Raw genomic sequence first — 25,541 nt, 5'->3', positions numbered from 1 at the left:
TTACTTTTTAATTGGTTCTAAATATAAAAATGGGAATAACTTGTAATTGCAAAATTATCATTTGATAAAGTTATTATTTAAAATTTCAACCCTATATTCATACCAAGATTGAAACTTCACCTACAAGAAAAATGTTACTTTGTAGATGAGGTTTTATTTTTGTAAAAATAATGAGTTTAAGAAATAATATAAGATGCAATCAATGATTTAAGTTTATACAAACCATTGAAAAATAGTTCTTTCTTAAAATTTTAAGAGGGATATTATGAGCAAAGTAGAATTTAAATAAGATAAATACATTTTAAATTTTGAATTGTGTAAGGAGATTGTTATGTATATAGTAAATTATACTTCAGATGATTTTAATGAAAAGGTAGGGAAAATAAAAACAGTTATAATACCAATAGGCTCTGTAGAAGCTCATGGTCATCATTTACCATTAGGAACAGATATTTTTTCACCAAGAGTGTTTTGTGAAAAAATAGATAAATCAATAGGTGATAAAATTTGGATTGCACCAGAAATACCTTATGGACAAAGTTATGATTTATCAATATATAGTGGAACAATAGATGTACCATCAGATGTTATGGCAGAATATGTTTATCATATAGGAAAAAGTTTTTATAATCAAGGTATAAAAAATATAGTATTTTTCAATGGTCATGGTGGAAATATAACAGCTTTAAATTTGGCTAGTGAAAAGTTAGTAAGAATTGGTGCAACTGCAATGAATATAAATTGGTGGATGGATTATTCAAGTGAAATACTTACTATAACAAGTGGACAGGGACATGGAGGAGAAGATGAAACCTCAGCTATACTTTATTATGATGAAAGTTTAGTTCAAATGGATAAAGCTACGAAAAACTCAAATAAAGCATTATATCCTGTCAAGTTTAAAGATAGAGGAAAAACTATTTTTAAAGATGCTATAACCGGAGATGCAACTTTAGCTACGAAAGAAAAAGGTGAAAAAATTATAAATAAAGTAGCAGAGAAAATAATAGAGAGAATAGAGCTTATGATTAATGAAATTTATTTTAAAGTAGAAGAATAAATTTTATCTATATAAGCATTACTATGAGGGAAAATGATGTTAGAAATAAAAGAAATTACTAACGAAGCAGCAGAGATAATTTATGATATACAACAAAAATCTTTTATACCATTACTAAATGTATATCATGATTACAATATGAATCCAGCAATGGAAAGTGTTTATACAATTAAAGAAAAAATTGATAGGGATAACACAATTGCATATATTTTTAAATTTAATGATATGAATATTGGGTGGGTTAGATTAACATATTTAGAAAGTGACATATGTAAAATTTCTGGTTTATCTGTAATTCCAGAATATCAGAATAGGGGAATTGCTCAGGAAGTATTAAAAATACTAGAAGAAAAGCATAATAAAATACTCAAATGGGTTTTGGATACAATATATGAGGAAAAAGGCAATTGTCATTTGTATGAGAAATTAGGATATATTAAAGTGGGAGAAATCAAAAAAGTAAATGAAAACATGTCTATTATTAATTATGAAAAGTATATAAATTAATTTATAAGTTGTATGTGTAATTTTAATTTAGGTATTTAATATATTTAAATTAAAAGGAGTGAATTACAATGATAAAGGGATATGCAAGTTTAAAAGATACAAAATCATATTTTGAAAATAGAAATATAAATACTGAGAAAATAAGAAAAACACCTTGGTTTTACACATTGCCAATGGCTATAGGAACTTATCTTGGAAATACATCAAAAGAGCATTCTAATCTTTATATAGATAGCATAATTTATGGACTTATTAATGGAGTTAATTACATTGATACAGCATGTATTTATAGAGAAATGGAGTCCGAAAGAAATATTGGCAATGCATTAAATTTTGTAATCAATGAAAAGAAAATTTTAAAAAGAAATGAAATAGTAATATCATCTAAAGCTGGAATTATAGATAATGACTTTAAATTAAATATTGCACCAAAAGAATATATAAATAGTATTTTATTAAAAAAAGAAAAGATAAAAAGAGAAAAGCAGATTATTGAAGATGAAGAAGTTATTTATTCAATAGATACTAAATTGCATGAATTTTCAATAAAAAATAGCAGAAAAAATTTAGGATTAAACACTATTGATGTTATGTATATTCATAATCCAGAGCGTGTAAAAATGGAGATTGGAGAAAAAAACTTTTTTGATGCTTTGAAGAATTTAATAAAATTTTATGAAGGAGAAGTAAAAAAAGGTCATATAAGATTTTACGGTATGGCAACTTGGTACGCATTTAGAGTTAGTGAGGACAATCCAATGTATATATCTTTAGAAAAGGTTATAAAGTTGGCAGAAGAAATAGGAGGAAAAGATCATCATTTTAGATTTGTTCAAATGCCATATAATATGAAGGATAATACAGCTAAAACTAAAAAAACTCAAAAAGTTAAAAATGAATACTTAAGTGCCATAGATGCAGCTAATAAACTTGGGTTAAAAGTTACTATAAGTGCACCATTAAATCAATGCAATGATTTTAAAACTGGAGAATTTAATAGTAAGGAGCTTATAAAGTATGTTGTAGAAACTAAAGGTGTATATGCAGCAATGATAGGTAGTAAAAAAAGAGAAAACTTAATAAAAAACTTAGGTAATATTTTAGAGTAGATAAATAATGATTTACTATTAAGTCAAAAAGTAAGAGTAAATAGTGAAAAGTTAAATTCTTTTTACTAAATAGAAATTTTATTAAAAAATAATGGTTGAAGATATATGAGTTAAATATCTTCAACCATTATTTCTATTTTTACACAGTATTGATTTTCATCTTTAGTAGTAAGTTCATTTAAAGGATATTCTTCATAGGCATTACTACAAATGCGTAAATTATTTTCTTTAATAAAGGTAAATAGTTTTTCATAAAGATTGTCAGATTCACCATAAGCACATCTGCCATAGAATACAGCATATTTTCCTTTTAATTTATATGTATTTTGGTCATTCTTAACTTTAAAATAGTAGTTCATTACAGATAAAGATTTTCCTGATTCAATGTTTTGGATGTCAATAATAGCACCAAGAGGATAACCTACATCAATTCCATTTTCAGCAGCAAAATTATAAAATGAAATAGCAGAATCATCTTGAAAATCTTTAGAAATTATTGGACCTAAAAAAATTGGATCTTCATTTTTGTATTCAATATGTATAGTATTTTCAGCATATTTTATAGCATCCTCTGCCATATCTACATACAATTGCATAATTTCTAGAATACGTTTAAGCTTTTTTATTTCCTTCAAAATACGCTTTTTTTGTGAACTAAACAAATCAAACATTTTTTCTGGAGTACGTACATCTATATATTTTTTTATTTCTTCTATGCTAATTCCAATTTCTCTAAGAGAAATAATTAAATATGCTGTAGTAAGCTGACTTCTAGCATAATAACGATAACCATTTTCACCACGAAACTCTGGTGAGAGTAATCCAATTTGATCATAGTACCTTAAATTTTCACGCTTAATACCAGTTAGACAAGAAAATTCTTTTATTGGCATATAAGATATATCTTTCATGATAGCCTCCAAATTTTTAATAAATTATTGACATTAAAGTTACTTTAAGGTCTATAATACCACTTGACATAAAATTTTACAAAGTTATTTACATACAGGGAGGTAAAATATGAAGTATTTAAAACTATTCCTAAAAGAAAGAAAAGGTAAATTGGTAATAACATTAATAATGCTTTTAGGACAAGTAGTAGGAACATTACTTATTCCATTTCTTATAGCAGGAATTGTAGACAATGGAATTTTGAAAGGAGATATGAATGAAATTCTTCGTATAGGAATTCAAATGATAATAGTTCTTTTAATAACAACAGTATCAGCTGTCTTAGGAAGTTACTATTCTGCTGATTTAGCAGCAGTCTTGGGCTATTACATGAGAGATAAGATTTTTCATAAGAGTCAAGAATTATCTATTCATGAATTTGACACCATTGGTGTTTCTTCTATGATTACACGTACCACTTCAGACATTTCTAATTTACAACAGACTTTTGGATTGGTATTGCAACTTATAGTTCCAGCACCACTTATTATTGGTGTGTCTATTATTATGACAGCATATACTAATATTACTTTAGCAGTAATACTAATTTTATCTGTAATAATATTTATATTTTTTGCTGTGTTAATATTAAAAAAATCAATTTATATTTCTAAGCGAATTCAAACTAAATTAGATAATATTAATCAAGTAATAAGGGAATCTATTACTGGAATTCGTGTTATCCGTGCTTTTGGAAATGAAAAATATGAGGAAGATAGAGAAAGCAAAGCTTTTAAAGATTATGCTATAGATATGATAAAACTAAATAAACTATTTGCTATATTGAATCCTACAATATGGATTATGATGGGGCTGTCTGTGGCACTTATAGTTTGGATGGGTGGAACTTTTTCTATGAAAGGTACAATGGAAATTGGACAAATAACGGCAGTCACTGAATATGCCATTATTACACTCAGCTATTTAATATTGGCTACAACAACAAGTGTTACTTTACCTAAAATGAAATCTTGTCTTGATCGTATAGAAGAAGTCTTGGAGATTAATCCAGAGATTAAAGATTTAAACATAGAAAAAGAGGTAGTAAAAAATAACCCTGCAGTTGTTGAATTTGAAAATGTATCTTTCTTTTATCACGGAGCAGAAGAACCTGTTATAAAAAATCTATCATTTTCATGTAATAAAGGTGAAACAACAGCAATTATTGGAAGTACAGGTTCTGGTAAAAGTACTATTGCTAATCTTCTTTTAAGATTACATGATATAGATGAAGGACAGATTTGTATAAATGGAGTAGATATAAGATGCCTTTCACAAAAAGAATTAAGATATAAAATTGGATACGTTCCTCAAAAAGCATTCTTATTTAGTGGAACAATTGAAAACAATTTAAAAATGGGAGATAAAGATGCAACTAAAGAAGATATAAAAAGAGCATTAAGCATTTCTCAAGCAGATTCTTTTGTAGACAAATTATCTATGGGATTAGATTCAGAAGTTTCTCAAGGTGGATCTAATTTTTCGGGAGGACAGAAACAAAGATTAGCTATTGCAAGGGCACTTATAAGGAAAGTACCAGTTTATATTTTTGATGATAGCTTTTCCGCATTAGATTTAAAAACAGATTCAGCACTTCGTAAATCACTTAAAGAAAATATGACAGATGCAGTTAAGATAATAATTGCTCAAAGAGTAAGTACAATTATGGATGCAGATCAAATCATTGTGTTAGATGAAGGCAAATTAGTTGGTATTGGAAAACATAATGAACTAATAAAAAACTGTTCTGTATACAAGGCAATTGCTAAAAGTCAAATGAATATAAAGGAGGTTTGATTTTATGAAGAAAAATAAGAAAAAGGATGCAATAATAATTAATAATGATGTTCCTAAAAATGCTAAAAAGACTATTAGAAGACTATTAATACGATTAAAACCACAAAATAAAAAATTAATAGTTGTAGGTATATCTTCATTACTAAGTAGTGCATCTTATGCAGTTATACCACTTATGATTGGAGTAGCTATTAATAATTTAGTAAGTGCAATTAGTAAATTTGATGGATCTGTAAGTATATTATCAGCAGTTACAAATGCATTAACTATGCCAGTTTTTATGTTAGTACTAATATCTATTGTTAGTAGTTTACTTTCGTATGTTCAGCAATACATAATAGCTAGTATCGGTGAAAATTTAACTTTATCACTTCGTAAAGAGATTAGTGAGAAAATAAACAAACTTCCACTAAAATATTTTGATTCGCATAAAACAGGCGATGTTATGAGTAGGGTAACAACTGATCTTGAAAAAGTATCATTAGTAATGCAGGTCGGATTTATGCAGTTTATATCTTCTTGCTTTACAATTATTTTTACAATCATTAGTATGCTTGTATTAAATATAAAGTTATCTTTATTAATCTTTGCATTTATTGGAATTAGCGCTATTGCAACAAATTATGTATCAAGGCTAAGTCAACGTTATTATGCTGAAAATTTTGCTGCTATGGGTGATTTAAGTGGAAAAATCGAAGAAGTATATTCAGGTAATCGTATTATAAAAGTTTTTAATCAACAAGAAGATATAATTGAAGAAGTTTCAAGGCTTAATAAAAAGCAATTTGAAGCAAATAGAAAGGCACAGTTTGTTGATTTTGCTATATATCCAATTATTAGATTTTTAAGCCAATTAGGTTTTGTAGCAACAGCTATTATAGGTGGAATAATGACACTTAATGGGCAGATTTCATTAGGTGGAATTCAAGCATTTCTACAATATGTAAATCAAGTTTCTGAACCGGTGACTCAAGCTTCATATGTTATTATGTCGTTACAATCTGCCATTGCAGGAGCTGAGAGAGTTTTTAAATTACTAGATGAAGAAGAAGAAATTGCAGATAGTAATAATAATGTACTTCCAGAGTTTAAGGGTAAAGTAACATTTCAAAATGTAAAATTTGGTTACACAGAAGATAAAACTTTAATAAAAAATCTAAATTTAGAAGTAAAACCTAATGAAATGGTAGCTATTGTTGGACCAACAGGTGGCGGAAAAACTACATTAATTAACTTGATTATGCGTTTTTATGAATTGAATGGAGGTTCTATATCAATTGACAATGTTAATATTAAGGAATTTTCTAGAAGTGCAGTACGTAAAGAAATTGGTATGGTACTTCAGGATACATGGTTATTTAAAGGTACAATAGCTGAAAATATTGCTTATGGTAAGATGGATGCATCAAGGGAGGAAATTATAACTGCTGCAAAAGCAGCTTGTTGTGATCACTTTATTCGTACACTACCAGAAGGATATGATACTATAATTTCTAGTGAAACATCCAATGTTTCTCAAGGACAAATGCAGCTTTTAACTATTGCTCGTGCAATGCTAACTGATCCAACAATTATGATATTAGATGAAGCTACTTCAAGTGTAGATACAAGAACGGAAGTAGAAATTCAAAAAGCATTATCACAACTTATGAAAAATAGGACAAGTTTTATCATAGCACACAGATTATCAACTATTCAAAATGCAGATATGATTTTGGTTGTTAAAGATGGAGATATTATAGAAAAAGGAAATCATGAAAGTCTTCTAGAACAAAATGGTTTTTATTCTTCTCTTTATTATAGTCAATTTGAAGCAGCCAATTAGAAAAACTTATCATACATAATATAGAAATAGTAGATTTAAAACAAATATAACATAATACTATAAAGGTTTGCAGTTGATTAGAAATTAAGAAATTACCATCAAGGTAAAAGGTAAGAGTAAAAAGTTAATAAATAAATTATTATAATACCGTATTATTCAGAAATGAGTTTACGGTATTTTTATGTATTAATATAAATATAAAATTATTTTATAATAAAAAGAACATATTTTAATTATTATAAATGAAATAAAAATTTCTTTATTTGTAGGCGAAAATTTAGCAAGGATATATTACCGCCAAGGTTAAAACCTCAGCTACAAGGAAAAAATTTAAATTTTCTCATTCATCCGTAGGTCAGGTTTTAACCTTGCAAAATGACATTATGATAAGAGTGCGAAGAGGTTAAGGAAGTTTTGTTTGTTGAAAATTGAACAGCATAATAGTTACAATATATGCTACAATATAACATATAAAAGAAGTAATGAGAGGTAAGAGATATGGAGTTCGCTGGATGGTCATCATGGCAAGTTATAACATTAATCATCGCTATCTCTACAGCCATTGGATGTGGTGTAGGAGTTAGTAGGAAAAAGAAAAAATAGGTAATAATATTAAACTATTGTGAAAATACCGTATTATTCATAATTGAATTTTACGGTATTTTTTATTTCGTAATTCAAATATAAAATTACTTTATGATTAAAAGGCAATATTTTAATTATTATAAATGAAATAAGAATTCCTCATTTGTAGGCGAGAATTCATTCTTGTAAAACCACTAATTAGTTAAAAAATAAAAATTAAGAGTAAAAAGTTAATGAATAAATTCAGCAAAGATGAATTTAAATGCATTTAAAAAGAAATCCTTTAGGATTTCCACCTTAACTCTTCACTTTTCTCTCTTACTTCTTAACTTATATACAAATTCCTTTATTTGCAGTCGAGGTTTCAACTTTGCAAAACGAAATTATGATAAAAAAGCCATATTTTAATTTTGAATTTGAAACATTATAATTGAATATCCTTTTCAATTTCTTTAATTGTAAAATTATGATAGTATTTTAATAAGATAAGTAAGAGATTAAATAAGAGGTGAAAAGTTTGAAAAAAATAATGTTAATTGAAGATGATTTAGATGTTACTAGAGAGCTCAGGTTATCTTTAAGAAAATGGGGTTTTGAAGTAGAAACAATAGATCAGTTTAATGATATAGTAAAGGAATTTATAGAGAAAAACCCAAGTCTTGTATTGATGGATGTGAATTTACCTTTTTATGATGGATTTTATTGGTGTGAAAAAATAAGAGAATTTTCTAAGGTACCAATAATATTTTTATCTTCAAGAGATTCCAATATGGATATTATTATGGGTATGAATAATGGTGGTGATGATTACATTACAAAGCCTTTTTCTGTGGAGGTATTAATATCAAAAATTAATGCTTTATTGCGTAGAAGCTATGATTATAGTGCATCAGATTCACTAATTTATTATGACAATGCAGTTTTAGATGTTGAAAAATGTATTTTTAGCTATATGGATAATAAAATAGAGCTTACGAAAAATGAAATGAAAATATTATCATTATTAATAAAGAACAAAGGTAAGGTAGTATCTAGAGAAAAACTCATGATGAGCTTATGGAATGATGATGAATTTGTTAGTGATAATACTTTAACTGTGAACATTACAAGACTTAGAGGAAGAATAAGAGAGCTAGGTTTGGAGGATGTTATTAAAACTAAAAAAGGAATAGGGTATTTTATTCAATGAATTTAAAAAGATTTATTAAGGAAAATATAAAAAGTATATTTTTAAATATTAGTATATTAATTTTTATTAATAGCTATTTTTTAATATTAAATTTACTAAACAATAGAATGGAAGAGATATATTACTTAGATGCAATACTTATATTTATTTATATTTGTGTTTTTATAATGAAATATGTACGCTGGAAAGAAAGATTTAGTGAACTTTATGAAATTATAGAAGAGGATGATGACATTAATATAACTAACATAAAGGGCTATTCATTAGAAGAAGAAATAATGGCATACATAATCAATAAAAAAGATAATAATTATTCGAAAGTACTAGATATTAAAGATACACAAATCAAAGATATGGAAGAATATATTTCAAAATGGGTTCATGAAATAAAGCTACCTATTAGTGCCATATCAATGATTTTAGAACGAATTGATGATGCAGAAATTAGCACTGAAATCAAAAATGAAACTGAAAAAATAAATTTCTTAGTTAATTCTGTTATATATGGAAGTAGAGCAACAGCGGCTGCAGAAGATATTTTTATTTCAGAAGTAAAATTGCAAGATGTAATAAAGCAAGCTATAAAAAATAATGCCTTTATGTTAATAAGAAATAATATAGAAATAAAACTAGAGAATCTCGAACACTATATTTTTACAGATAAAAAATGGATATTATATGTTTTAGATCAACTTATCAATAATTCAATAAAGTATTCTAAGGAAAATGCTGAAATTAAATTTTATGGTGAGGAAAGTGATAAATATATATGTTTAAATATAAGAGACAATGGTATTGGAATTGCAACGGAAGATTTAGAAAGAATATTTAATAAAGGTTTTACAGGTACCAATGGTAGAAATACAAGATACAAATCAACAGGTATGGGACTGTATTTCTCCAAAAAGATTTTAGATAAACTAGGAAATTCATTTGAAGTTTACTCAGTGAAAAATGAATATACCTTGTTTAAAATCAAGTTTAATAAAATATCTGATTTCACTACCATTGCAAAAATGTAACATTAGAAGTTTAAATGTAATGTTAAGTGAAGGATTAATTAGTAAAAAACCACTAAAATTAATTTATAACCTGATATATAGGGTTCCAAGTTCATCTTCATAATTATTAGTTCCAAAACTTGGATATCCTTAAGAGTGAGACTAGCTCGGAATCCTTTTAAAGTGAGTATTCCTTTTAAAAGTAATATATTTACAGCTAAAAAAATAGTTTTGAATTCGAGCTTGTTTCCCTATAGTTCAGGAAAATAAGAATTAGATTTTGGAGGGGGATTTTGATGAGAGAAATATTAAAATTAAACAATTTATCAAAGGATTATGGAATTAAAGGCTTTAAGACTAGAGTTTTAAATAACATATCTTTATCTGTTAATGAGGGAGAATTTTTGTCTATAATGGGTCCATCAGGTGCAGGTAAAACTACACTTCTAAATTTATTATCTACACTAGATAAACCAAGTAAAGGTGAAATACTTTTAGATGGAATTGATCTTAATAAGGTAAGAGATAAAGAATTATCTAATATTAGAAAAGAAAAAATAGGATTTATTTTTCAAGATTACAGTCTTTTAGATAATATGACACTAATGGATAATATAGCGCTTCCATTGGCTTTAGGAAGAAAGAAAACCAAAGATATAGAAGAAAAAGTTAATAAGATAGCTGATGTTTTTGGACTTAAAGAGCATCTTAAGAAATATCCATATGAGTTATCAGGAGGACAAAAGCAAAGAGGAGCTGCAGCAAGGGCATTAATTACAGAGCCAAGGGTTATTTTTGCAGATGAACCAACAGGAGCACTAGACTCTAAGTCTTCTACAGATTTATTAGAATGCTTAAAGAGAGTAAATGAAGAAAATAATGCAACGATAATAATGGTTACTCATGATGCTATTAGTGCAAGTTATTCTAAAAAAGTCTATATGCTTAGCGATGGAGAAATTAAATGTGAAATAAACAAAGGTAATGATAGAAAAGAGTTTTATGGTAAAATAATTGATTTGTTAGCAACTTTAGGAGGTGCTAAGTAATGAATGTATTTTCCATAGCTTTTAATAACTTTAAAAATAACATAAAAACATATTCAATGTTTTTTATATCAATGATATTTTCAGTAATTATATTAAGTAACTTTTTAATACTTATGGACAGTGAATCATTAAAAGTTTTAGGAGAAGCTAATGCTATATATACTAAAATGATATTACAAATGATAAGTATAATTTTAGGATTGTTTATACTTTTCTTTATATGGTATGTGTCTAATATATTTTTAAAAAATAGAAAAAAAGAAATAGGTCTTTTTATCTTTATGGGCGTAGATTTAAAAACTATAGGTAAAATATATTTCACAGAAATGATGTTAATTGGTATATCAGCCAGTATAATTGGAATTGGCGTTGGAGCATTATTTTCCAAGCTTTTTCAAATGATAGTCTTTGTAGTTGCAGGTTTTAATATAGATGTTAAATTTGCTATTACTTCTAAATCTATGATAAGTACATTTATAATATTTATGGTGATATTCTTGTTAATGAGCATTAAAGGCTTTGTCAATATTTCAAGAAGCAAGGTAATTGAGCTTTTGAATAATAGTAGAAAAACAGAAAAGATGCCTAAAATAACAATTTGTACTTATATAATTGCAATGGTATCTATAGGTTGTATTACATGTGGATATTATCTAGTATTTGCTTCTGAAATGAATGCTTTTAAAACTTTAATTTTAGTTTGTATAGGTACTTATGGATTGTTTTATGCTGTTATTCCAGCAGTTCTTAATTTTTTAATTAATAATAAAAATATATTATATAAGGGAGAAAATATACTAACTATTAATAGTTTAGCATATAGAGTGAAGAAGAATTACACTACATATGCTACAATAGGGATTTTAACAGCATGTACAGTTACTGTTTTAGGTACATCAGTATCTATGAGAAAGCTTTATACAATGAGTGAGCAAAATGATCAGCTGTTTACAATGTCTTTTTATTCTCAAGATAAAATAGACACAGTAAATATAAGTGAAAATATTACTAAGATATTAGGTGAAAAGAAATTTGATTTAAATACTGATGTATTAATGGTTAATGATACATTAGAAAATCCAGAACAAGAATATATAGTGATGTCTTATGATGAGTTTACAGGTATTTTGAAAACTAATGGATACGAAAAAGACTTAGAAAAGATTAATGAAAATATGGTTAAAGAAAACAATGTCATTTACATTGAAAACCCTAACACATTGGTAAGCTTAATTAAGCCCAATAAACTAACTATTGCTGATAAAATTTTTGAAATTAGTGAAGGTGATACAAGATTTAAGGTTTTAGGTTCATTAATTAAATCAAGAACAATTGTTGTTAATAATGAAGAATATGAAAAACTTAATAATGTTGGACAAAGGGTTAATTTCTATGGAATTAAGGTTAAAGATGATTCAAATATTTTAAATGAAAATATTATTAATGAATTAGATCAAGGATTAGGTAAATATGTAAATGATAATATTAATTTTCAAATTGGCAAATATAAAACTCAAAGTGTTGAATGGTTGAAGCTTGTTTATGCTATTGGAGCATTTTTGTTTTTGGTATTTGTACTTGCAGAGGCTAGTATTATTTACATTAAGATATATAGTGATGCAACAGAAGATAAGGATAAATATAAAATTTTAAAAGATATAGGCGCATCAAAAAAAGATTTAGGAAGAGCTATTATAAAAGAAGTAACATTATTTTATATTCTCCCATTGTCTATAGGATTGCTTCATAGTTTCTTTGCAACACACGTTTTAGGAAACTTTTTATCAGAAAATTTAAATGTAATCTTTATAATAAGTACAATAGTATCAGTAACTATATTTTTAGTTAGTGCAATTATATCAATTAAAAGCTTTAGAAAAATTGTTAATGTTTAATAATAAAAGGAGCATATTTTAATTATATGTTCTTTATTTTTATCTATAAAGAATAGTAAATTAAATCATATTAAATATAAGGAGAAATAGGTGTTATGAAAAAAAGAACAAAACACTCTAAGATATGGTATATAGTGTTTGCACTGTTAGGAGTAATGGTTTTAGCAATGCTTATATTTATGCACTTTGGTGGGTTTAATACAGGAAAAAATATAAATACTGAAGAGTTTGTGAAATATGCACAATCTGTGGAGGATATTACAATACCAGAAAGCACCAAAATAATAGCATTAGGAGAAGCTACACACGGAAATGTAGAATTTCAACAGCTTAAGCTTGATGTATTCAAACAAATGGTGGAAAAATATGACGTGAAAGCATTTTTGATTGAGGGTGACTATGGTGGTTGTGAACAAGTAAATCGATACATACATGGTGGAAAAGGAACAGCTCAAGAAGCAGCGGCAGCTATTGGTTTTGCAATATATCGAACAGATGAGATGGCCAAGCTTATTTCATATATGAAAAAGTATAATGAAAGTATTGCAGAAGGTGAAGACCTTCGCTTTTACGGATTTGATATGCAAAGAACCTCTTATAGTTTTCAATTTTTAAATGAAGCTTGCAAAGAACTGGAGGTAGATAATACTATTTTACAAAAACTCATGGAATGTGAAGACTGGAGTGGTGAATGTGATTATCTTAGTCGAATGGAAATCATAAACCAAGTTAAAAATGAACTTAATGGCAAGAAAGATTCTACTAAAGCAATGCATTTTGCAGATATGCTATTACAATATTGTGAATTTCAAATGATGAAAGACACAGATAGTAGCACATTAAGAGATAGATTTATGGCTGAAAATGTAAAGTGGATATTACAGCAAGAGCAACAGATGGGTTGTGAGCGTATCTTTATTACAGGGCATAACTGTCATGTTGCTAAATGGGGCAGCTTTGATTCCATGGGCAAGTTGCTTTCAAATGAATTAGATAATGGTTACTATGTAATAGGTACAGATTTTTATAAGACTCGTTGTAATATGCCGATAAAATCATCTAAAAGGCGTACTAGTGAAGTATTTTATTCTCATAATCCATTAGCTAAAACAGCAAAAATGGCTGGGGTAGATATTTGTTGGTTGGACTTTGCAAATGTAAGGGAAAACTCAGAACTAGCTGAATTAATTTTACAATACAACTATATGGGTACTCTTGGAGAAGGTTACTCTTGGTTTATGCGTCTTCTTCCTCCGAGTTACCGAATGTTTCAACCTCCTGCCGTACTTTACGATAGTATGATATTTGTAACAAATGCAAACCCAACTAAAATAATCACAGAAAAATAAGTAGGAATTTGTATGTGAGTTAAGAATTAAGAGAGAAAAGTGAAGAGTGAAGGTGGAAATCCCTAAGGGGATTTCTTTCAATTTATATAATGATAAATTATGAATAATTTTAAGTTTTAAAGTCTTAAGTTGGTATTAAATATATATTGAAAAACCGCAATATTCAGAATTCGATGTTGAGGTTTTTATGTCCTAATGTGATTAAAAGGCGATATTTTAATTATTATAAATGAAATAAAAATTCCTTTATTTGTAGGCGAGAATTCATTCTTGCATAACGTTATTTACATTACTTTTAAATTTGTAATCTGTTAGGGACTGACTTTACTTTCTTAGATAAGTATATTATTTAAAAGGGTAATAAATTATGAAAAGGTGATTGCTATATAAGATGTCTGTCCTTCTTGTTTATTGGTATATTTAAGGATGAAACCAATAAAATTTAGCAAGGATATATTACTGCCAAGGTTAAAACCTCAGCTACAAGAGAAAAAATAAATTTTCTCATTTATCCGTAGGCGAGGTTTCAACCTTGTAAAATATGTTATTATTAATTCATGAGAGTTTTTTTGTCTTTATATAAAAAATATTTATTGATAACAAAAATGAGCAAATAAATCTTTTTAATAATTATTTCAACACTAATTATTTTATAGGTTATGTAACTAAACTAGATGACAAAATTGTAGCTTTAAGTCTTGGTATGAAAAAGCCTTGGATTGAAGGTCTTGAATACTATATAGATTAAATTTGTGTTTCCTATGAAATGCAAGGAAAGGGTGTTGGAAGCTGGTTTATAAATAAAATAGAAGAGAGCATTAGAACTCAAGGAATGAATGGAATTTTATTAAATACATAAAGAGGATATCCCGCAGTTGAATTTTATAAAAAGAATAAATTTAAAATATTTAATGATATATTAGTTTCTGGTAAATAGTAAAAAAATTCTTTAAATTAAATAAATAATAAAGACAAATATACAATTTATGTAGGGGGTTTAGATTATGGATATAAGATTAGGGGAAAAGAAAGATTATTTGCAATTGGCAGAATTGAAATGGCTTCATATGGAAGATGATGATATAACTTATAATGAGGATAACTTGAAGGGAATAGACAAAGAACAGTTTATTTCTGATTTTATATCTTTTCTAGAAGGTGACAATAACTATAAAATATTTGTTGCAGAAGAAGATGATGTAATAATATCAGCAATGTATTTATGCATTATACCTAAATTACCTAAAGCAAATAGAAATTCTGAAAGTATAGCATATTTAACTAGTGTTTATACACGAAAAGATTATAGAAACAAAAATGTTGGAACAAAATTGATAACATACATAAAAGAGTATGCTTGTGATAAGAAGTGTGAATTATTATTTGTTTGGCCAAGTGAAAAATCTGTGAAATGGTATTGTAGAAATGGTTTTTCATCTAAAAATGAAATATTAGAATGTGTATTAAGAGAAGAATAATTTTTATTCCAAGAAAAAGGTTTTTCAATTGATAAAAATGTTATTTTGAATTTGAGCTTTGAACGCTATATAGGAATACAAGTTAAAAAATGAAATTATTCAAATATTAAATGAGAATAGTGTTACTCCAAGAAACAGATTTTTCAAGTGAGAAAGATATTATTTTAAATTTGAACTTGGAAGCCTATAGGAATGTGAATTTAGAATTGTATAAAAAGTATAAAAATATACATCGTTAAAAGATAAAAAATAATTAATAGAATCCAAAGTTTTATAGTGTATTCATTTAAAATAATGAATAAATAATTATAGTACAAGTAAATGAAAAATATGAATTTGAAAGGGTGAGTGATATGGCATCAAGTAAAGAATATTTGGAGTTTATTTTAGGTCAATTATCTACACTTGAGGATATAACATACAAAGCAATGATGGGAGAATTTATTATCTACTATCGAGGGAAGATTGTAGGTGGAATATATGATGATAGATTATTGGTAAAGCCTGTTAAGTCAGCAATTACATATATACATACAACATCTTATGAATTGCCATATGAGGGTGCTAAAGAAATGTTATTGGTTGACGAAGTTGATGATAAAGAATACTTATCAGGTTTGTTTGAAGTTATGTATGATGAATTGCCAGCACAGAAACTTAAAAAGAAGAAATAGCAACTTCCAATTTACATATGAGGTTATTGGTATAATTTACATTAAGTGGGTTTTGTATAAAAATAGCGTATCATAAGTAAGGTTATGTTTAATCAATGTTTTACGATAAATTGAAAATGAAGGATAAATGGGAATTTTGAGAGCAGGTACTTTATTAGTTATTTATAGAGTCGTGATTGAGTTGTTGGAGGAAATATGGAAAAGGAAATCATTAATAAAATAAAAGTAGAGATTAGAAACAGATGTGATAGTCCAGATAATTTCTTTGGAGTTGGTAGTTATGAACATATAGAAAGTGTTGCTAAACATGCTGTTGAACTTGCCAATTATTATGATGCAGACATTGAGGTATGTGAGATTGCAGGATGGCTACATGATATTGCATCTATTACAGATTATAGTTTGTATGAGGAGCATCATATACATGGTGCAAATATAGCAGAAGAAATTCTTCAATCTTATAATTATCCAAAAGATAAAATCGAATTAGTTAAACTATGTATATTAAATCATAGAGGAAGTGTACCAAAAGAGAAAACAACAAAAGAAGAGATATGTGTGGCAGATGCTGATGCCATTTCACACTATGATACACTACCATCACTATTCTATTTAGCATTTGTTCAAAGAAAACTTGATATTGATGAAGGTATTACTTTTGTTAAAAGCAAACTTGATAGAAGTTACAATAAAATGTCTAATGAGAGTAAAGAATATTATAAAAACAGAAGAGAATTAATATTATCTATATTAGAGTAATGTAATAATGACTATTAATCAAATTTCAATCTATATAAAGATGGACTATGAATAATTATAAGTTTTAAAGTCTTAAGTTGGTATTAAAGATATATTGAAAAACCGCAATATTCAGAATTCGATATTGCGGTTTTTTATGTCGTAATATGATTATTAGACGACGTAACTATTGAAATCTGAAATAAGAATAATGTTCTTTGAAAATTGAATAATGCGGTGTTTACAAAATATGCTATAATAAATTCATAATAATAAGATAAAGTGAAGTAAAAATTATTTGTCTGATACATGCAGATAAATAGGAATTTGGAAGGATAATTACAGATGGTAGATTTAAGAAATGAGATAGCAGAAGCAATCGGAATTATAGTTCCTAATACTATATCTAATGTTGAGTATAGAATACTGGAATCCACAAAGGAAGAAGGATATAAAAGACAATTAATTGAGTATGATTCTTATGGAGACAAAGTTATTGCTTTTTTGTTACAACCAGAAATACTTGATAAAAATCCAGCTATTCTCATCAATCACCAACATAACAGAGAATATCATTTAGGAAAAAGTGAAGTATGCGGTTTGGGTGGAAATCCTTTGCAAGCTTTTGGCCCTGAATTGGCGAAAAGGGGATTTGTTGTGTTAGCTCCTGACTCAATATGCTTTGAGGAAAGACGCCAAAATCCTCATGTGGAGGGTTTTGACTTTTGGCAGCATTTTAACGAAATGTGCTATCGTATAATAAAAGGCGATTATTTGATGAAAAAAGTACTATATGATGCCATTAATGGGATAACATTGCTTTCTAATCTTACTTATGTTGATAATGAAAAAATTGGCACACTGGGACATTCATATGGGGGGAATACGGTCTTATTTCTTTCTGCGTTAGATGACCGAATAGCTTTTAGTTGTGCAAGCGGTAGTGCTTGTACTTATGAAAATCGCATTATAAATAATGTTGGAATTGAAATGGCGAGTGTACTTCCAAACTTCCACGGCAAATACGATATATATGATTTGGTATCTTGTATTGCACCAAGACGACTGCTTATTGTTTCTGCGGAAGATGATAAATATTCAAAAGATGCTTCATATATCGTTGAAAAAGCCAGCTCAACCTATTTAGAATATGATGCCTTACAAAACCTGCACCACAAGAGATACCCAGGTGGTCATGGATTGACGAAAGAACGATTCGATTTTATTATAGAGTGGCTTGATTCAAATGCGAAACATTTTGTAGTGTAAGCATAATGAGAAACTAACAAATTTCAATTTGTAGAGTAGAGTTTGTGAACAATTTTAAAATATTATGGAAAAAAATTAAATATTGAATCTTCTAAATACCGTACCATTCAAAAATGAATTTGCGGTATTTTTTATGTCGTATTTCAAATATAAAATTACTGTATTATATAAAGCAAAATAAGTATTAAAATTTGTTATTTTAAAATTGAATAGCACAGTATTTGAAAAATACACTATAATTACATTATAATAGTTATAAAGTGTGAGTTAACTATATCTAGGATAATATACATTGGAAGTTTGGGAGGTAACTATGAATAATAAAGACAAAAAAAACACAGTGGAAAAATATATGACACTATATATGAGCATTGGAATGTGTTTCGGTGTTTCAGGTGGATTAATATTTGGAATGATTATTTACCCTGATAATATGACTCTTGGAATGTGTTTTGGACTTCCAATTGGTATGGGCATCGGTATGGTAATAGGTCAAGCAAAAGATAAACGTCTTTCTGAAAATATAATGATAATAAAAAAAATCAAAACTGTGAATGATTCAACAGATTTAGTGATTTATGTTAGTGATAAAAATGAAATGGAAAAACAATATAGTGTTACTAATAAAAAAATGCAAGAAGAAAAATTCGTAGAAGGTGACCGAGTGGCAGAAGAAACAGATGGTTCTTTAGTATCATTAGAAAGTAAATAAAATTATATAAAGTTGATAATAGTAATATATCATGAAAATATAACGTAGATACCGTATTATTCAAAAGTGAATATGCGGTATTTTTTTGTAATTTAAAAAGATTAAGAGGCGAAATAATGATTATATAATTTTATGGATAAGTAACAGTGGTAGATTTAAATTTCAAAATTAATGTAATAATGAAGAAGAATAGTCACATTACAAAAATAAAATTAATCTATGATTATATTGCAAAATAATTATTAAATTTGTTCTTTGATAATAGAACTACACAGTATTTTACAAAATATGGTACAATTATATTGTAATAATAGAATTACTAGAAAGGAGAATGAAAATGTTAATCAGGATAGGCTCAAAAGAAGAGTTGAAGCATTTATGGGGAAATAATAACTTGCCTACTAAAACATATTTTATAGATGGTATTGAAAAAGGAAACATAGAATTTTGGACAATTGAAAATGAAATAGATAGATCACTGATAGGTGAACTTTATATATTTTGGGATTCTCAAGATAAGGATGAAGCCAATGGTAAGGAAAGAGCATATCTTTGTGCTTTTAGAGTTGATAAGGAGTTTCAGGGACGAGGACTGGGAAAGATGCTAATGCAAAGAGTTTTACGCAGGGTTATAGAGAAAGGTTTTAGCGAGGTGACCATAGGGGTAGATAATGATGAGGCGGAAAAATTAACCTGCATGTATAAAGTCTGGGGATTTTCGAAATTAGTAAAAATGCAAAATATTGATCATCATTATATTGATAAAAATAATAATCCTACACATTATGAAACACCATATGCGTTATACTTAAATAAATTATTTAAAGCATAATTTAGTATATAATTTTAATATTAAACATCAAGAGTGACAAAATAATAACTTATAAAAATACCGTACTATTCAAAACTGAATATACGGTATTTTTTATTTGGTAATTCAAATATAAAATTGCTTTATGATTAAATAATGAAGTAATTAATAGATAGTGTGGTATTTACAAAATATGTTATGATTGATTCGTGATAGTATTATTATGAGATATAACTTTATTTGTAAACTACCTTATTAATAATACGTAGAAATATTTTTAGTAGGAGGTAAAGTGATGAAAAATATTAAATGTATATTTTTTGATATAGGTTATACATTGATTAATGAAGATGATGTATGGCAGCAGAGGTGTTTGGAACAATCACAAACAGAAGAAGCAAAATTACTTAATTTATCACCTGAACAAATATATGCTGAAATTGTTCAAGCTTCTTTAGATTATAAACCACAATATCGAACAGTTATAAAAAAGTTTGGCTTTAAAAATCAAGCTCCTTATAAGCATAATCTTGAAAAACTATATGATAATGCGAATGTAGTACTACAGACTTTATCCAAGAGATATGAATTAGGGATTATTGCAAATCAAACAGATGGACTTATAGATAGATTAAGAGAATTAGGAATTTTAAAATATTTTTCATTTATAATTTCATCATGGGATTATCAGATTATGAAGCCAAATATTAAACTTTTTGAGATTGCAGTAGAAAAATCAGGATATAAAGCATCAGAAATAGTTATGGTTGGAGATCGATTAGATAACGATATATTTCCAGCAAAGCAAATTGGAATGAAGACAATATGGATTAAGCAGGGATTTGGTGGAATTCAGAATCCAAAATCAGATGAATATATTCCTAATATAGAGATTTCACAATTAAACGACTTACTTGAGGTGTTATAATAAGAATTTTTTCGAAAGTACTGTAGTAATAGTCTATATACTAATTTATCTATTAAATAACATAACTATTTAAATAATAGATGTAAAAATGCTTTTTAAATTAAATAATTGATTATTTACAAAATATGTTACAATTAATTTAGGATAGTAAATAAATATGATATATAAAAGATGTGAACCAATTCGATAAATAGGAATTTATAATTAAGATTATTTATACTTGGTGAGGTGATTTATAATGATTACATATAAAGTATTGGATGCCAACGATGTGAATCTCTCGTTGTTCGAATCTTTTGATAGGACGCAGAATGTAACTAGGTGCTGGAGAAAAATAAACGGTGAATGGTTCATTAAAGATGTACCATTTGTTGATAACTGGTGTGAGGAAGAATATCGGGAAGGGGTTTTGTACCTGGAAAATCTAATTAATTCCAACGGATATGTTGTTGGTGCTTTCTGTCATGGATATCTGAAGGGATTTGCATCTGTAGAGCCAGTTATATTTGGCATACATGCTAAATACATGGATTTATCCAACATTCATGTATCACAGGATATGCGTGGAGAAGGAATTGGAAAAGAATTATTTAGTTTAGCAAAAAAGTGGGCAAAAGAGCATCATGCCGAAAAATTATATATATCAGCTCATTCGGCAATAGAAAGTCAAGCTTTTTATCGAGCGATGGGGTGTGTGGAAGCTGTTGAATATAATAAAGAGCTTGCAGAAAAAGAACCTTGTGATTGCCAACTAGAGTGTGTTTTATGACTAATATAGAATCAAAGTATATCGAGGATGACTGTAATCCAAGTATATATTCCAATAGTATCAATTTCTAGTTCATACATAAGTAGATATAGAATTTACCACATTTCTTATTTTAAATAATGAATTATTGTATTAAGTTCTGAGGGTTAAAGGGGATTTTTAGGAGGCTTTTTTTATGAAACATGAAGTGTCAAGTGGTGCAGTGGTATTTACACGCAAAGAAAATGATGTTTACTTCGTTATTGTTAAATCTTTAGAAGGACATTATGGATTTCCTAAAGGTCATATTGAAGGAATGGAAACAGAAAAAGAGACTGCATTAAGAGAAATATATGAAGAAATAGGTATAAGACCTCAAATTATTGATGGTTTTAGGACAATGGATGAATATATAATTCCTAATAAGGAAGAGATAATTAAAGAAGTAATATATTTTGTTGCAGAGTATGATAATCAACAGATATGTTATCAAGAAGAAGAATTAGATGGGGCATATTTAATTAAATATGAAGACGCAATGGAAGTTTTAAATTTTGATAGTTCAAAAAGAATATTAAGTGAAGCAAAGGACTTTATTGAAAAAATTTCAATTTGCTAAGGAATTTAAAAATAAGGAGATATATTAAATATGTGATTTAAAAGAATAAACAATAATTTATTTGTAAAATATGGTATAGTTAATTTATTAAATCAAAACATATTTTTATACTATAAATAGAAAAGGGGATTGAAATGGTTTTATTAATAGTTGATACACAAAAATTAATAGTGAATGAAAAATTATATGAATTTGATAGGTTTGTATCTAATGTTAAAGAACTAATAAATAAAGCTAGAACAAATAGAATTGAAGTAATATATGTACGTCATGACGATGGACAAGATAGTGAATTAACAAAAGGAAATATTGGATTTGAAATATATGAAGAGTTTAAACCAATAAATGGAGAACGAATATTCGACAAAAATGTTAATAGTGCTTTTAAAGGAACTGGTTTGTTAGAGTATTTAATAAATAAGGGTGAAAAAGATATAATTATTGCAGGACTTCAAACAGACTATTGTATTGATGCTACTATAAAATGCGGATTTGAACATGGATTTAATATTATAGTTCCAGAATATGCAAATACAACAGTAAATAATAAATTTATGTCATCAGAACAAAGTTATAGATATTATAATGAATTTATTTGGAATGGAAGATATGCAAAATGCATTTCAATAGATGAAACAATTATAAAGATGAATTCTTAAATTTAAGTTATATATAGGAATCCAAGTTGGAACTTTAAGTTATTCATGTTTCAGTTGAGAAAGAAAAATTTAAAGTGTTATACAAAATTAACAATTAACGATTAACAATTAACAATTAAGGATAAAACTGAAGTATCAGTTTTTAAAATCAATTTTTATGATAATTTGCTAAGCAAATTACTTGAAAACAATATAAAAACGTAGTTTTTAAGCATTTCTATTTTTAGATATTAAAAGCGAAGTGAGTAATATCAACTATAACTTTTCACTTTTCACTTTTAACTCTTACTTGGTTCCAAATATAAAAATAGAAATAAACTGTAAGCTTAATAATATCATTTGATAAAGAGATTACTTTAAATTTGAACTTGGAACACTATAGATTGAACTATATATTTAAGTTTGATATAATATTTTTTATTAGGGAATGAATGTCTCCCTTGATTTATATCAAAACTGCTTAATAAGCTAATGACTTCTACAACTTTCTTTGTTGTAGTTTCATTAGCTTTTTTTATATGAATATTTAAAATTAAGGAGAAAATATGAGTAAGATAAAAATTTTAAAATTAGTGTTGATTTCAGCAATAATAGGAGGATTATCTGGTGTAATTATTGGAGGATTTCTTATATTGCTTGAGAAGGTTATTGAATTAAACTTAAAGTACGACTTGCTAATATTGTTACTACCTTTATCTGGAGTGTTAATGACTTTTCTTTATAAAAAGTATGGTAAAAACTCAAAAAAGGGAAATAACTTAATTATTGAAAATATTAATGGGCGTAATGAAAAAATACATTTAGTTATGGCACCATTAGTTTTTATAGGGACAATTTTAACACATTTATTTGGAGGATCAGTAGGCAGGGAAGGTACAGGTGTGCAAATTGGTGGAACTATTGGAAACTTATTTGCAGATATCTTTAAAAAATATGATTTGGATAGAAAAATATTATTGATTAGTGGGGTTTCTTCTGGATTTTCTGCTGTGTTTGGAACACCGATTGCTGGGAGTATATTTGCAGTAGAAGTTTCAACTGTGGGTAGTTTAACTTATGCGTCTATGTTACCAGCTATAACAGCTGCTATAGTTGGCGATAAAGTTGTAAGGTTTTTAGGTGTATCGCACTCTCACTTTCAAATACCACCTATAGAATCTTTTGATTTTATTAATATCGAAAAAGTTATATTACTTTCAATTTGCTTTGGAATTATTAGTAAATTATTTGTATATATGACTGATTTCTTTAAGGTTATTTTTAATAAATATATTAAAGATGATTATATAAAAATTTTTATTGGTGGGTCAATTATGGTTTGTATAACATTTTTATTAGGAAATAGATTATATAACAATTTAAGTTTAGGGTTATTAATGGATTCGTTTGAAGGCAATGTTCCATATTTTGCTTTTATCATAAAACTCACACTAACAACTCTTTGTTTAAGTGTTGGATATCAAGGAGGAGAAGTAACACCACTATTTGTTATAGGGGCAACATTAGGAGCAACATTATCACCTATAGTTGGTATTCCGGTTGCTTTTTCAGCAGCTTTGGGATTAATAGGTGTTTTTGCTGGTGCTACTAACGCACCTATTGCTTCATTTATATTATATCTTGAGCTTTTTGGTTCAAATAATATGATTTTTGCAATAATTGTTTGTATAATAAGTGTGTTTATTTCAGGCAGAAAGGGAATCTATTCATCACAGGTTTGGTTGGAGTATTAAATGTAAATTAAAACACTGTATTTACAGAATATGTTATAATTGGATTGTAATAATAATTTATAATAGAGAAATTAAATAGGGGAGGGGTATATGAACATTTCATTTAAAGAAAATGAAAATAATATTTTATTTGTAATTTCTGAGTATCCCAATGAATATAAAAGCATTCTTGAAAGCCAATATTACTCTTTAGAACATGGAAATTTTGTAAAGAAGTATCCTAAAAACATTGATAATATAGATAATATTAAAATGAATTTCAAGAATTATGCAGAAGAAATGTTTTTACAAATGGGATACTTAAAAGAAGTTCAATGGGAAAAAGCTTTGTTATCATTTATAAATAAAATTAAAGGTTATGATATAGATTGGTGGTTAACTGGCAGTTGTGCTTTGTGCATAAGAGGAATTTCTGTTATGCCTCATGATGTTGATATTATGCTAAATTCAAAGGACATTGGTAAGATAAAAAATATTTTTTCTGATTTTATTGTTGAACCTATTATTTCAAGTAAAGGTTGGGTGGTGAATTATTTTGGTGTGCTATTTTTAAATGCAAGAATAGATTTGGCTTTTGATCCACAGGATTTTGTAGATAAACCAGAACCATCTGATTTTGGGCCATATGCAAGGAATCATATAGAAAGTGTCCTATGGAATGGAAATATTGTTAAAGTTCCACCATTAGAATTACAGCTACAAGTTAATAGGAAAAGAAAACGATATGATAGAGTAAAGGCTATTGAGGATTATTTAAAAAATAAATAGATATTAATTTATAGTTTTTAGGTGCTTCTTAATATTCTAATTGAAAATTTTACTATAATAAAATGTATATTAATATTATTAGGAAAT

23 protein-coding genes and 1 riboswitch are annotated in these 25,541 nt (G+C 27.2%); of the genes, 22 read left to right on the top strand and 1 reads right to left on the bottom strand.

Annotated elements, in window-relative coordinates; genetic code table 11:
* Positions 1-331 precede the first annotated feature (331 nt).
* The 3 genes from AC07E4_RS14810 (at position 332) to AC07E4_RS14800 (ending at position 2,676) form a co-directional block, all read left to right on the top strand.
* Complete coding sequence (locus AC07E4_RS14810) at positions 332-1,060, top strand: creatininase family protein (protein ID WP_478216815.1); 729 nt, start codon at positions 332-334, stop codon at positions 1,058-1,060.
* Between the two features lie 36 nt (positions 1,061-1,096).
* Positions 1,097-1,567 carry a GNAT family N-acetyltransferase gene (locus AC07E4_RS14805; RefSeq protein WP_430829846.1) on the top strand — a complete coding sequence of 157 codons (471 nt, stop codon included), beginning with the start codon at positions 1,097-1,099 and terminating at the stop codon, positions 1,565-1,567.
* Positions 1,568-1,635: 68 nt separating this feature from the next.
* Positions 1,636-2,676, top strand: a complete 1,041-nt coding sequence (locus tag AC07E4_RS14800) for an aldo/keto reductase (protein ID WP_478216814.1) — start codon at positions 1,636-1,638, stop codon at positions 2,674-2,676.
* Between the two features lie 110 nt (positions 2,677-2,786).
* Here the strand turns inward: AC07E4_RS14800 and AC07E4_RS14795 are convergent, their stop codons facing one another.
* Positions 2,787-3,587: a MerR family transcriptional regulator gene (locus AC07E4_RS14795; protein WP_034440011.1), complete on the bottom strand. Its 801-nt coding sequence runs from the start codon at positions 3,585-3,587 to the stop codon at positions 2,787-2,789.
* 109 nt (positions 3,588-3,696) lie between these two features.
* Here AC07E4_RS14795 and AC07E4_RS14790 point away from each other — a divergent pair, with 109 nt between their 5' ends.
* From AC07E4_RS14790 to AC07E4_RS14700, 19 genes are all read left to right on the top strand, one after another.
* Positions 3,697-5,424 (top strand): ABC transporter ATP-binding protein, encoded by a 1,728-nt coding sequence (locus tag AC07E4_RS14790; protein WP_478216813.1) that lies wholly within the window; start codon positions 3,697-3,699, stop codon positions 5,422-5,424.
* A gap of 4 nt (positions 5,425-5,428) precedes the next feature.
* Entirely contained in the window at positions 5,429-7,249 is a 1,821-nt protein-coding gene (locus tag AC07E4_RS14785; protein ID WP_478216812.1) for an ABC transporter ATP-binding protein, read from the top strand.
* Between the two features lie 1,102 nt (positions 7,250-8,351).
* Entirely contained in the window at positions 8,352-9,023 is a 672-nt protein-coding gene (locus AC07E4_RS14780; protein ID WP_478216811.1) for a response regulator transcription factor, read from the top strand.
* Positions 9,020-10,045 (top strand): sensor histidine kinase, encoded by a 1,026-nt coding sequence (locus AC07E4_RS14775; RefSeq protein ID WP_478216810.1) that lies wholly within the window; start codon positions 9,020-9,022, stop codon positions 10,043-10,045. Before AC07E4_RS14780 ends, AC07E4_RS14775 begins: the two co-directional genes overlap by 4 nt.
* Positions 10,046-10,320: 275 nt before the next feature.
* Complete coding sequence (locus AC07E4_RS14770; protein WP_478216809.1) at positions 10,321-11,073, top strand: ABC transporter ATP-binding protein; 753 nt, start codon at positions 10,321-10,323, stop codon at positions 11,071-11,073.
* Positions 11,073-12,968: an FtsX-like permease family protein gene (locus tag AC07E4_RS14765; protein WP_478216808.1), complete on the top strand. Its 1,896-nt coding sequence runs from the start codon at positions 11,073-11,075 to the stop codon at positions 12,966-12,968. The genes AC07E4_RS14770 and AC07E4_RS14765 overlap by 1 nt, the downstream gene beginning before the upstream one ends.
* 95 nt (positions 12,969-13,063) lie before the next feature.
* On the top strand, positions 13,064-14,317 hold the full coding sequence (locus AC07E4_RS14760) for an erythromycin esterase family protein (protein ID WP_478216807.1): 1,254 nt from the start codon (positions 13,064-13,066) through the stop codon (positions 14,315-14,317).
* A 1,004-nt stretch (positions 14,318-15,321) separates the two neighbouring features.
* Entirely contained in the window at positions 15,322-15,795 is a 474-nt protein-coding gene (locus AC07E4_RS14755) for a GNAT family N-acetyltransferase (RefSeq protein ID WP_034439994.1), read from the top strand.
* 353 nt (positions 15,796-16,148) lie between these two features.
* Complete coding sequence (locus AC07E4_RS14750; RefSeq protein WP_034439992.1) at positions 16,149-16,469, top strand: TfoX/Sxy family protein; 321 nt, start codon at positions 16,149-16,151, stop codon at positions 16,467-16,469.
* A gap of 195 nt (positions 16,470-16,664) precedes the next feature.
* Entirely contained in the window at positions 16,665-17,228 is a 564-nt protein-coding gene (locus AC07E4_RS14745) for an HD domain-containing protein (protein ID WP_034439990.1), read from the top strand.
* A 324-nt stretch (positions 17,229-17,552) separates the two neighbouring features.
* Complete coding sequence (locus tag AC07E4_RS14740) at positions 17,553-18,476, top strand: alpha/beta hydrolase family protein (protein WP_430830846.1); 924 nt, start codon at positions 17,553-17,555, stop codon at positions 18,474-18,476.
* A gap of 313 nt (positions 18,477-18,789) precedes the next feature.
* The gene (locus AC07E4_RS14735) at positions 18,790-19,188 is read left to right on the top strand and encodes a hypothetical protein (protein ID WP_034439986.1); all 399 of its coding nucleotides are present in this window, start codon (positions 18,790-18,792) and stop codon (positions 19,186-19,188) included.
* 337 nt (positions 19,189-19,525) lie between these two features.
* Complete coding sequence (locus AC07E4_RS14730) at positions 19,526-20,020, top strand: GNAT family N-acetyltransferase (protein ID WP_034439984.1); 495 nt, start codon at positions 19,526-19,528, stop codon at positions 20,018-20,020.
* A 274-nt stretch (positions 20,021-20,294) separates the two neighbouring features.
* Positions 20,295-20,927, top strand: coding sequence for an HAD family hydrolase (locus AC07E4_RS14725; protein WP_034439982.1), 633 nt, complete (start codon positions 20,295-20,297; stop codon positions 20,925-20,927).
* A 238-nt stretch (positions 20,928-21,165) separates the two neighbouring features.
* A complete protein-coding gene (locus AC07E4_RS14720; RefSeq protein WP_478216806.1) occupies positions 21,166-21,696 on the top strand; it encodes a GNAT family N-acetyltransferase in 531 nt (176 codons plus the stop codon).
* Positions 21,697-21,871: 175 nt separating this feature from the next.
* Positions 21,872-22,294, top strand: a complete 423-nt coding sequence (locus AC07E4_RS14715) for a bis(5'-nucleosyl)-tetraphosphatase (protein ID WP_034439978.1) — start codon at positions 21,872-21,874, stop codon at positions 22,292-22,294.
* A gap of 134 nt (positions 22,295-22,428) precedes the next feature.
* On the top strand, positions 22,429-22,953 hold the full coding sequence (locus AC07E4_RS14710) for a cysteine hydrolase family protein (RefSeq protein ID WP_034439975.1): 525 nt from the start codon (positions 22,429-22,431) through the stop codon (positions 22,951-22,953).
* A gap of 414 nt (positions 22,954-23,367) precedes the next feature.
* A riboswitch (Fluoride riboswitch) is annotated at positions 23,368-23,441 on the top strand.
* 57 nt (positions 23,442-23,498) lie between these two features.
* Positions 23,499-24,686, top strand: coding sequence for a chloride channel protein (locus AC07E4_RS14705; protein ID WP_074432672.1), 1,188 nt, complete (start codon positions 23,499-23,501; stop codon positions 24,684-24,686).
* A 90-nt stretch (positions 24,687-24,776) separates the two neighbouring features.
* Positions 24,777-25,454 carry a nucleotidyltransferase family protein gene (locus AC07E4_RS14700; RefSeq protein ID WP_478216805.1) on the top strand — a complete coding sequence of 226 codons (678 nt, stop codon included), beginning with the start codon at positions 24,777-24,779 and terminating at the stop codon, positions 25,452-25,454.
* Positions 25,455-25,541: the final 87 nt, after the last annotated feature.

This window comes from Clostridium amazonense (assembly GCF_056431285.1).
Note: the sequence above shows the minus strand (reverse complement) of the source record. Positions and strands in the feature narration are given on the sequence as shown.

What these genes read in the sequence shown, in the direction of transcription:
- AC07E4_RS14795 (WP_034440011.1), bottom strand. Translation starts at nt 3,587, where the DNA reads ATGAAAGATATATCTTATATGCCAATAAAAGAATTTTCTTGTCTAACT.
- AC07E4_RS14775 (WP_478216810.1), top strand. Translation starts at nt 9,020, where the DNA reads ATGAATTTAAAAAGATTTATTAAGGAAAATATAAAAAGTATATTTTTA.
- AC07E4_RS14720 (WP_478216806.1), top strand. Translation starts at nt 21,166, where the DNA reads ATGATTACATATAAAGTATTGGATGCCAACGATGTGAATCTCTCGTTG.
- AC07E4_RS14785 (WP_478216812.1), top strand. Translation starts at nt 5,429, where the DNA reads ATGAAGAAAAATAAGAAAAAGGATGCAATAATAATTAATAATGATGTT.
- AC07E4_RS14790 (WP_478216813.1), top strand. Translation starts at nt 3,697, where the DNA reads ATGAAGTATTTAAAACTATTCCTAAAAGAAAGAAAAGGTAAATTGGTA.
- AC07E4_RS14805 (WP_430829846.1), top strand. Translation starts at nt 1,097, where the DNA reads ATGTTAGAAATAAAAGAAATTACTAACGAAGCAGCAGAGATAATTTAT.
- AC07E4_RS14750 (WP_034439992.1), top strand. Translation starts at nt 16,149, where the DNA reads ATGGCATCAAGTAAAGAATATTTGGAGTTTATTTTAGGTCAATTATCT.
- AC07E4_RS14700 (WP_478216805.1), top strand. Translation starts at nt 24,777, where the DNA reads ATGAACATTTCATTTAAAGAAAATGAAAATAATATTTTATTTGTAATT.
- AC07E4_RS14800 (WP_478216814.1), top strand. Translation starts at nt 1,636, where the DNA reads ATGATAAAGGGATATGCAAGTTTAAAAGATACAAAATCATATTTTGAA.
- AC07E4_RS14725 (WP_034439982.1), top strand. Translation starts at nt 20,295, where the DNA reads ATGAAAAATATTAAATGTATATTTTTTGATATAGGTTATACATTGATT.
- AC07E4_RS14735 (WP_034439986.1), top strand. Translation starts at nt 18,790, where the DNA reads ATGAATAATAAAGACAAAAAAAACACAGTGGAAAAATATATGACACTA.
- AC07E4_RS14755 (WP_034439994.1), top strand. Translation starts at nt 15,322, where the DNA reads ATGGATATAAGATTAGGGGAAAAGAAAGATTATTTGCAATTGGCAGAA.
- AC07E4_RS14745 (WP_034439990.1), top strand. Translation starts at nt 16,665, where the DNA reads ATGGAAAAGGAAATCATTAATAAAATAAAAGTAGAGATTAGAAACAGA.
- AC07E4_RS14740 (WP_430830846.1), top strand. Translation starts at nt 17,553, where the DNA reads ATGGTAGATTTAAGAAATGAGATAGCAGAAGCAATCGGAATTATAGTT.
- AC07E4_RS14730 (WP_034439984.1), top strand. Translation starts at nt 19,526, where the DNA reads ATGTTAATCAGGATAGGCTCAAAAGAAGAGTTGAAGCATTTATGGGGA.
- AC07E4_RS14770 (WP_478216809.1), top strand. Translation starts at nt 10,321, where the DNA reads ATGAGAGAAATATTAAAATTAAACAATTTATCAAAGGATTATGGAATT.
- AC07E4_RS14760 (WP_478216807.1), top strand. Translation starts at nt 13,064, where the DNA reads ATGAAAAAAAGAACAAAACACTCTAAGATATGGTATATAGTGTTTGCA.
- AC07E4_RS14710 (WP_034439975.1), top strand. Translation starts at nt 22,429, where the DNA reads ATGGTTTTATTAATAGTTGATACACAAAAATTAATAGTGAATGAAAAA.
- AC07E4_RS14765 (WP_478216808.1), top strand. Translation starts at nt 11,073, where the DNA reads ATGAATGTATTTTCCATAGCTTTTAATAACTTTAAAAATAACATAAAA.
- AC07E4_RS14810 (WP_478216815.1), top strand. Translation starts at nt 332, where the DNA reads ATGTATATAGTAAATTATACTTCAGATGATTTTAATGAAAAGGTAGGG.
- AC07E4_RS14715 (WP_034439978.1), top strand. Translation starts at nt 21,872, where the DNA reads ATGAAACATGAAGTGTCAAGTGGTGCAGTGGTATTTACACGCAAAGAA.
- AC07E4_RS14705 (WP_074432672.1), top strand. Translation starts at nt 23,499, where the DNA reads ATGAGTAAGATAAAAATTTTAAAATTAGTGTTGATTTCAGCAATAATA.